The following is a 7,736-nucleotide window of genomic DNA, read 5'->3' on the forward strand; positions in this document are numbered from 1 at the left end:
CTATGGCAGGGAGCGATCCCGTTGACGGTGGGAGCCATCTGGCTCAGATTGCATGCCGCGCCGACGGTTGTCGGCGCATGGATATCTGCTGGCCAAAACCCGCCGCTGCTTCCCGACATAGGACGTTGTCAGTCAGGATCGTGTGGATGCGGTAAGGCACGGCTTTCAGGAGGTGCTCGAGGAACTCCCAAGCCGTCCGCCTGTCAGCCTTGTCTACCAGCTGGGTGACGGCGAACTTGCTGGTGCGGTCAATGCCGACGAACAGGTAGAGCTTGCCCTCGGCGGTCTGCACCTCGGCGATGTCCATGTGGAAGAAGCCGATGGGGTAGCGCTTGAAGCGCTGGCGCTTCGGCTTATTGCCCTCGACGTCTGGCAGGCGGGAGATGCCGTGCCGCTGGAGGCAACGATGCAACGCTGACCGGGTCAGATGCGGAATCGACGGCTGCAAGGCGTAGAGGCAGTCGTCGAGCGGCAGCAGCGTGTGCCGTCGGAACGCCACAACCATCGCCTCCTCGGCCTCGGACAGGGTCGTTGAATGAGGGGCCTTTGGCCCGGTCTTCAGATCCTCGACCGTCGCTCGCTTACGCCACTTCGCCACCGTCTTCGGGTTGATCCCAAGCTCCCGGCTCGGCGTCGCGAACGAAGCTTGCGACATGCTGTATTGCTGCTCGGACGGCGTGCGTGGTCGTGGCGCACCCATGACGAACCTGTCCCATGCGGCTTCCTTCCATTCCAACGAAAGAATCGCACCATCAAACCGTGGGATCAAACACCTAAGGGGTTGGATCCGGAAGCTGCCGCGCAGCCCTCGCTCACCGGATACCGCAACCGGACCGCTTGTCGGGGAAAAGGTGCAGTCGACGATCGAACGGGAGTGACAGGCGGGCGCATCCACCATGCGATGCGGCGACGATCACGGCAGTTTGTTGGGGCATGAAGGGTTTCCTCTGCAAGCCGATGTAGCCGGTCATCGCGTCTTTGCCGGATAGAGGGCAATCGAACGAAACGCCCGACCGTCATGTGCCGGAACGGCAGTGAGCTGAGGGTACCGCGCAATGGCGGCGCGAATGCGCGCGAGGTCGATGCGGGTCTCATCGTAGTTTTCGCCAATGAGGCGCCGGAGGAGCCAAGGCTTTTCAGCAGGGATGCGTAGGCCATCAGTCTGCCACACGAGGTCTCCGAGAAAGGCGTAGCGCTTCCCTGAGGGCAAGGTGACGAAGACGACGATCGAGTCCGGCGTATGGCCGGGCGCTGGGACGATCACGACGGCGCCATCGCCATAGACGTCATGGCTTTGTGGAAAGCCGAGATATGAGCCGCCGTTATAGGCATATTGCTGGTATTGCACGTCGCCGAGGCCGTTCAGGACCTCTGTGCCCTTCGCCCGCGATGCAATGAACCTGTGGCCAGCGTCGGTCACCATGAGCGGAATGCCGTGGAGATCGTCCATCCCGCTGATGTGATCCCAATGAGTGTGTGTCGGAATGATCCCCATGATATCGTGCAGCGGCATACGCGCGGCCGTCAGCTGCCGTGCGATCGGGACGCCAAGATGGTGGGTCGATCGCTGATAGGAGGGAAGCAGCGCGAGCTGCCGATCCACATTCTTGCCGAAACCGGTATCGATCAGCAAATCACCCTTCGGATGTCTGACGAGGATGCCGGTTGCTGCGAATGCGCGCGTGTCGCTCCAGGAACCGCCGCGGAAAGCCAGCGCGGCCGGGGTCTCGTAGGTGCCGGTAGGAAGTGCACTGATCGACATGCCTGGCGGTGGAGACGCCGCGGGTAGCGCGCCGACCTCAACGCGAGGAAGCTCAAGGCGGGCGGGCGCGAAAGACCATGCCAGACAGGCCGCAGCGGCGAGGACCAGGATCGCCGCAAGCGCCAGAAAGCTGCGGATTGGATTGTGCCGCATCCGTTGCAGCAACGGGCGCGCATCCTTCGAGTTTGCCATTCCATCACCTCTCATCATACGATAAGGCTGATTATCGTTTGGAACGTTGCGATAATCATGATTATCGTATGGAGTCAATGACGCGTGAAGGACTGGTCGGCTGATAACCCCAAGGCGAAGCTGATGGCGCGCAAGCGCGCAGCGATCGTCAAAGCGGCCAAGGACGCTTTCCTGCGAGACGGCTTTGCTGGCGCGAGCATGGAAGGGATCGCTCAAGAAGCCGGCGTATCGATCATGACGCTGTATCGGCATGCAGAGGGCAAGGACGACCTGTTCGCAGCCGTGATCGAGACCGCCTGTCATCCCGAGGACCAGGAGGAGCGCGTACGCCTCGACGACGTTCTTCAGCAATCGCTACGCGACATCCTGCGGTTTGTCGGCGTCATGTTTCAGGAGCGACTGAACGGCTCGGAGACTACGAGCCTCCTTCGCGTCGTGATGACGGAGATGCGGCGTTTTCCGCAGCTCGGCGACATGGCCTATCGCGGCTTGATCGGATCACACGAACAAGCGCTTCTCGGTTTTCTGGCCGATCGGCCGGAGACGGCAGCCTTAAGCCCAGCTCGCCGGCAGCAGATCAGCTCGGAATTCTTCAATCGGCTGATTGGCCTAGACGGCTATCGCGTGTTGTTGGGCCTTCCCGGCGCGTCAGAAATACAGATGCAGCAGCGGGCGGCACTTGCAGCTGACGAGATGATCTGGGCGATCACAGCGCCCGCCTGAAGGCGCTGAGACGAGCGATCCCCACCGCTTTACTGCAGCCCCTTGCCGGGATCGTCGAACAGGCGCTCATCGAGATTGATCGAACACAATGCAGGAAGCCAGTCGCGAGCCGCTCGTAGACGGTAAGCGAGAATCCAGCGCGTCAGCTTTTCTCCATCTGCCAGCGCAGCATGGTGACGAAAGCACGCGCAGCCGGCGTCGGATTGCGCGATGGCACATGAACGACGCTGACTGGCACGGACGGCATCTCGAAGTCGCGTAGGAGCCGTACCAAGCTGCCGTCGGCGAGATGCTTCGCCATCAGATAGTCGGTAGCCATGACCAATCCCACAGACCGCACGCCGGCACCGACAAGTGCCTCGCCGTCATCCACGGTCAGCCGAGAGGGGAGGCTCATCGTCCGGGCCGCGCCATCCACCATGAAACGGTAGGTGAAGCGCACGGCCGTGTCGGGTGCGACGAAGCCGACGAGCTGATGACGAAGCAGATCGTCCGGATGGTCGGGCAGCCCGGCAGTTGCGAGGTACTCTGGTGAACCGCACAGAAGGTAGCCGGTCCAGCCGATCCGGGTGGCGATCAGGCCGGAGTCAGGCAGATGGCCGATCCGTATCGCCAGGTCGACGCCTTCCGTCACCAGATCTACGACCCGGTCGCTCAGGCGCGTCTCGATCTCGACCAACGGATAGCGCCGGAGGTATTCGGCAATGACCGGAAGGACGCGAATGCGTCCGAACACCGTCGACATGCTGATGACCAGACGCCCTTGCGGCAGCACGGATGCCTCCGCCGCTTCATGCCCTGCCTGATCCAGATCGGCCAGGATCGCCTTGCAACGCGCATGGAACGCCGCACCGGCGGAGGTCAGGCGGACCGAACGGGTTGTCCGCGCCACGAGCGTGACGCCAAGCTGGGTTTCGAGGCGCGACACTGCCTTGCTCACGCCGGAGGACGTGATGCCCAGCGATGAGGCTGCTGCCCGAAAGCCTCCCGTGTCACCGACCGACACGAAGGCGTTGATCGCCGCAAGATCCATCGCGTTCACTACCTTCGGTAAGGCAATAAAAGATTGCAGCGTACGACATTGCGTCCCGACGGTCATCGGTGTGGATCGTCGCACCTGCTTTTTCCGGTGCCTGCTGACCGTCATCTGGGGAGATGTCGGAGATGAATGATGACCGTGAGAGCCTTGATCGTCGGAGCGACCAGCACCGTTGGAAAATACGTGGTAGACCAGCTTGCCGCGGGCGGGCTGGTCGAGCCGATTGCCGGCGTCCGGAAGCCGGAGCAGGCGAGGATGTTCGCTGAACAAGGCGTCGCCACGGTGGATCTCGACCTAGACAGCGCAGCGTCGGTGAAAGCGGCGGTCACGGGCATAGACCGCATCTTCCTCCTCACCGGCTATACGGTCGCGATGCTGCCGCAGAGCAAACTCGTCATTGACTACGGCAAGGCCGCCGGTGCCACGCACATCGTGCACATGGGGGCATGGGCACCCGACGACACGGACCTGCCGCACTTCGGCTGGCACCAGTATGTCGAACGCTACATCGAGGGCAGCGGGCTCGGCTGGACGCACGTCGCTCCGCACATGTTCATGCAGAACATGCTCGGCCAGGGGAACCTGTGGAAGGCGTTCACCGACGCGAGCGAGGGTGATCGGGGGCACGCTGGATCACGGCCGATACATTCGCCGATCGGCGATGGCCGTGTCGGGTGGGTCGCGGCCGAGGACATCGCCCGGGTGTGCGTTGCGGCGCTCGAGGATCCGTCATGCCACGCCGGCCGCAAGTACGACCTGTCCGTCGACGTAAAGACGGTGCCCGAGGTCGTGACGCTGCTGGAGGAGACGTTGGGGCGCCCGTTCCACGCGGTGATGCATAGTCCTGAAGCGTTTGGCGAGGCGTTGCTCGCCGGGGGTATGGAGCCGACCTACGCAGCCTGTGCGACCGAGAATGCAGGGCGGTTCGCCCGCGACGAGGTGCCGGGTCAGGATAATGTGTTTCCGTTCGAAGAGATCGTCGGCGTACCTCCGGTCCTCTGGCCCGCATTCATCGAGGCGCATCGCGACGCCTTCATCGGACATTGATCCCGCTCGCCGCCGCAAGAACTGAGGGAAAGAAGATGCCGCACCTGTTCGAGCCGTTCGCATTGAAGGGCGTTACCTTGCGCAACCGGATCGTCGCGCCGCCCATGTGCATGTATTCCGCGACCGATGGGATCGTCAGTCAATGGCAGGTCGCCCACCTGACGCAGCTCGCCACAGGCGGCGCCGGGCTCGTCATCGTCGAGGCAACGGCCGTATCGCCAGAGGGCCGCATCACCTGGGGCGATGTCGGCCTGTGGAACGACGGGCAGGCAGACGCGTTGCGGCCGGTCGCCGCGGCGATCAAGGCGACAGGAGCGGTGCCCGGCATCCAGCTCGGTCACGCCGGACGCAAGGCGAGCGCGAACCGGCCATGGGAGGGTGACGACCACATAGCCGATGGCGCCCCCCACGGCTGGCCGACCATTGGGCCATCGCCGCTGGCGTTCGACGACAAGAAGCTGTGGAAGGTGCCGTCGGAGATGAACGTCGCCGACGTGGCGCGCGTGCAGGCGGACTTCGTCGCGGCCGCCCGCCGCGCGCTGGATGCGGGCTTCGAGTGGCTCGAACTGCACTTCGCGCACGGCTATCTGGCGCAGAGCTTCTTCTCTGAGCATTCCAACCGAAGAGCGGACCGCTACGGCGGGAGCTTCGCGAACCGCGGGCGCTTTCTGCTCGAGACCATCGCCGCCGTCCGCGAGGTGTGGCCCGACGAACTCCCGCTGACCATCCGCTTCGGGGTCATCGAATATGATGGGCAGGACGAGGAAACGCTGGCCGAGGCGATCGCGCTTATCCAGCTGTTTCGGGAGGCGGGGATCGACCTCGTCAGTGTCAGCGTCGGCTTCTCGACGGTCGACGCCGAAATCCCGTGGGGACCTGCATTCATGGCGCCGGTTGTAAGCCGCGTCCGGCGAAAGACCGACTTGCCCGTGGCGATCGCCTGGGGGCTCGGCACACCGGAGGTCGCCGACGCGGCCGTCCGGGACGGCACAGCCGATCTCGTGAAGGTCGGCCAGGCGCTGCTCGCCGATCCCCATTGGCCTTTCGCGGCTGCAATGGCGCTGGGTATGGAACGTCCATCATGGGCCACGCTTCCTGCGCCCTACGCCTACTGGCTCGAACGATACCGACCAAAACCGGCGGTACCCCCGGGCCAGCCGGAATCATGAGGAATTCGACTGGCGTCTCGACGCAGGCGGTGTGACCGAACGGAAGCCAAGATGCATGATCGGCTTCGACATTCACTTCGGGACGCGCAGATCGCCCGAAGGAAGACCAGGCATCACACCGCTTGTCCTCCTTCGGGTGCATCGTCGTCGTCAGATCGCTGCGACACCGCCATCCACGAACAGTTCATGGCCTGCGACGTAGCTGCTATCGTCAGACGCCAGGAAGAGCACAGCACGCGCGACATCCTCGGGGCGGCCGAGGCGACCAAGCGGAACCCCCTTGATGCCCTCTTCTTCAGCTCCTGGCGTGCTGTCGAAGAAGCTCCGGATCAGGCGGGTCTCGGTACCGCCTGGCGAGACGACGTTCACGCGGATGCCCCGCTCCTTCAGTTCATTGGTCCAGCTGCGTGCGAAAGAGCGGACCGCTGCCTTGCTGGCATTGTAGAGTGACTGGCCCGGAAATGCCTTGGATCCTGCAATCGAACCGTTGAGGACGATCACGCCACCGTTCTTCATCAGCGGCAGGGCCTTCTGCACGGTGAAGACCATGGCTTTCACGTTAAGGCCGAACGTCGCATCAAAGTGGGCTTCGTCGATCGCGTCGAGCGGGACGGCCTGGTGCAGGCCGGCATTGGCGAAGATTACATCGATCCTGCCGTGATCGCGCTCGATGCGCTCGTACAGCTCCGAAAGGTCGGCAAGATTCGTGGCGTCGCCCTGCACGCCGACGGCTCCGTGACCGATCTCATCGACCGCCTGATCGAGCAACGGCTGTCGCCGCGCGGTGATGTACACCCGCGCACCCTCCGCCGCGAAGGCATGGGCGGTTGCCAGTCCTATACCGTCAGAGCCGCCGGTAATCACCACGACCTTGTCTTCGAATCGCTTCGTCATGAGATCAGCCTTTCTATCAAGTGGAGGGTTGCTCCACTTGTCATATGGAGACATCCTCCACTTGGCAAGGACGGGACGAACGGATGTGAGCGAGGCTAGGCTACGAGTGGATGCGGAACGGAACCGCCAGCGCATCCTCGTCGCGGCAGAGGAAGCATTCCTGGAGCGAGGTGCCGGCGTATCGCTGGACGAGGTCGCGAGGAGAGCGAAGGTCGGGATCGGCACGCTCTACCGCCGCTTTCCGACGCGCGAGGCACTTCTGGCGGCAACCAACGACGAACGTTTCCTGGCAGTGGCGGCGGCAAGCCGCGGGCGCGACACGGGTCATGATCCGGGAGACGCCATGCGGCAGTTTCTCGAGGAACTCGCGATCAACACGAGTGTCTATCGGAGCCTTGCCGCTTCGCTGGGAACTGTCATCCAATGCGGAACGCCTGGCTGCAAGGCCATCACGGCAGAGGGACAGCGACTGCTTCAAAGCGCGCAAAAAGCCGGCGTCTGCCGTAAGGACGTCAACTTCGAAGACATCATCTGTGTTGTGTGCGCGATCGCCATCGCGGTCGAGCAGGACGATGCGCCCGCTTCGCGGGTTGCGCATCTGATCGACCTGCTCCTCTCAGGCCTTCGTGTGCGTTGAGCTGCGGTCACATGCGTTGCCTGATCTTCCAGGTCGCGCATCACGTTGCTTGCCGACATAGCGGTCAACCGTCCAGAATTCTTGGCAGTTTCGCGCACCGGAGGTGGGCAGGCGGTCCGTCGCTTCCGCCGCTTAGCTGGCGATGTCGTAAGCGTGGCCGGTAGGCCGCCTTGCGGTGGTCTTAGCCTTCGGGATGCTTGTCGTCTTTGACGAGGGCGCGGGTGTTGCGGGAAATTTTCGGTTCTACGACCAGTCATACGAGCACTTGTATGA

General features: G+C 63.2%; 7 protein-coding genes and 1 pseudogene. 4 read left to right on the forward strand and 4 right to left on the reverse strand.

Features of this window, described 5'->3' with window-relative positions; all coding sequences use genetic code 11:
• Positions 1 to 124: 124 nt before the first annotated feature.
• Positions 125 to 716 (reverse strand): annotated as a pseudogene (locus MF610_RS18710) (transposase family protein); the annotation flags it as partial.
• 251 nt (positions 717 to 967) lie between these two features.
• Positions 968 to 1,954 carry an MBL fold metallo-hydrolase gene (locus MF610_RS18715; RefSeq protein WP_242201865.1) on the reverse strand — a complete coding sequence of 329 codons (987 nt, stop codon included), beginning with the start codon at positions 1,952 to 1,954 and terminating at the stop codon, positions 968 to 970.
• An 84-nt stretch (positions 1,955 to 2,038) separates the two neighbouring features.
• Between MF610_RS18715 and MF610_RS18720 the strand changes: the two genes are divergently transcribed.
• Positions 2,039 to 2,677 carry a TetR/AcrR family transcriptional regulator gene (locus MF610_RS18720; protein ID WP_242201867.1) on the forward strand — a complete coding sequence of 213 codons (639 nt, stop codon included), beginning with the start codon at positions 2,039 to 2,041 and terminating at the stop codon, positions 2,675 to 2,677.
• A gap of 142 nt (positions 2,678 to 2,819) precedes the next feature.
• On the opposite strand, the gene MF610_RS18725 is transcribed toward MF610_RS18720, so the two are convergent.
• The gene (locus MF610_RS18725; protein WP_242201869.1) at positions 2,820 to 3,824 is read right to left on the reverse strand and encodes a LysR family transcriptional regulator; all 1,005 of its coding nucleotides are present in this window, start codon (positions 3,822 to 3,824) and stop codon (positions 2,820 to 2,822) included.
• 21 nt (positions 3,825 to 3,845) lie between these two features.
• Here MF610_RS18725 and MF610_RS18730 point away from each other — a divergent pair, with 21 nt between their 5' ends.
• Together MF610_RS18730 and MF610_RS18735 are read left to right on the forward strand one after the other, a co-directional pair.
• Positions 3,846 to 4,763: an NmrA family NAD(P)-binding protein gene (locus MF610_RS18730; RefSeq protein WP_242201871.1), complete on the forward strand. Its 918-nt coding sequence runs from the start codon at positions 3,846 to 3,848 to the stop codon at positions 4,761 to 4,763.
• Positions 4,764 to 4,798: 35 nt separating this feature from the next.
• Positions 4,799 to 5,932: an NADH:flavin oxidoreductase/NADH oxidase gene (locus tag MF610_RS18735; RefSeq protein WP_242201873.1), complete on the forward strand. Its 1,134-nt coding sequence runs from the start codon at positions 4,799 to 4,801 to the stop codon at positions 5,930 to 5,932.
• A gap of 150 nt (positions 5,933 to 6,082) precedes the next feature.
• On the opposite strand, the gene MF610_RS18740 is transcribed toward MF610_RS18735, so the two are convergent.
• Positions 6,083 to 6,826 carry an SDR family NAD(P)-dependent oxidoreductase gene (locus tag MF610_RS18740; protein WP_242201875.1) on the reverse strand — a complete coding sequence of 248 codons (744 nt, stop codon included), beginning with the start codon at positions 6,824 to 6,826 and terminating at the stop codon, positions 6,083 to 6,085.
• Positions 6,827 to 6,911: 85 nt separating this feature from the next.
• On the opposite strand from MF610_RS18740, the gene MF610_RS18745 reads away from it, so the two are divergent.
• Positions 6,912 to 7,463 carry a TetR/AcrR family transcriptional regulator gene (locus MF610_RS18745; RefSeq protein WP_242201878.1) on the forward strand — a complete coding sequence of 184 codons (552 nt, stop codon included), beginning with the start codon at positions 6,912 to 6,914 and terminating at the stop codon, positions 7,461 to 7,463.
• Positions 7,464 to 7,736 lie beyond the last annotated feature (273 nt).

This window comes from Sphingomonas hankookensis (genome assembly GCF_022664465.1).
Classification (GTDB): Bacteria; Pseudomonadota; Alphaproteobacteria; order Sphingomonadales; family Sphingomonadaceae; genus Sphingomonas; species Sphingomonas hankookensis.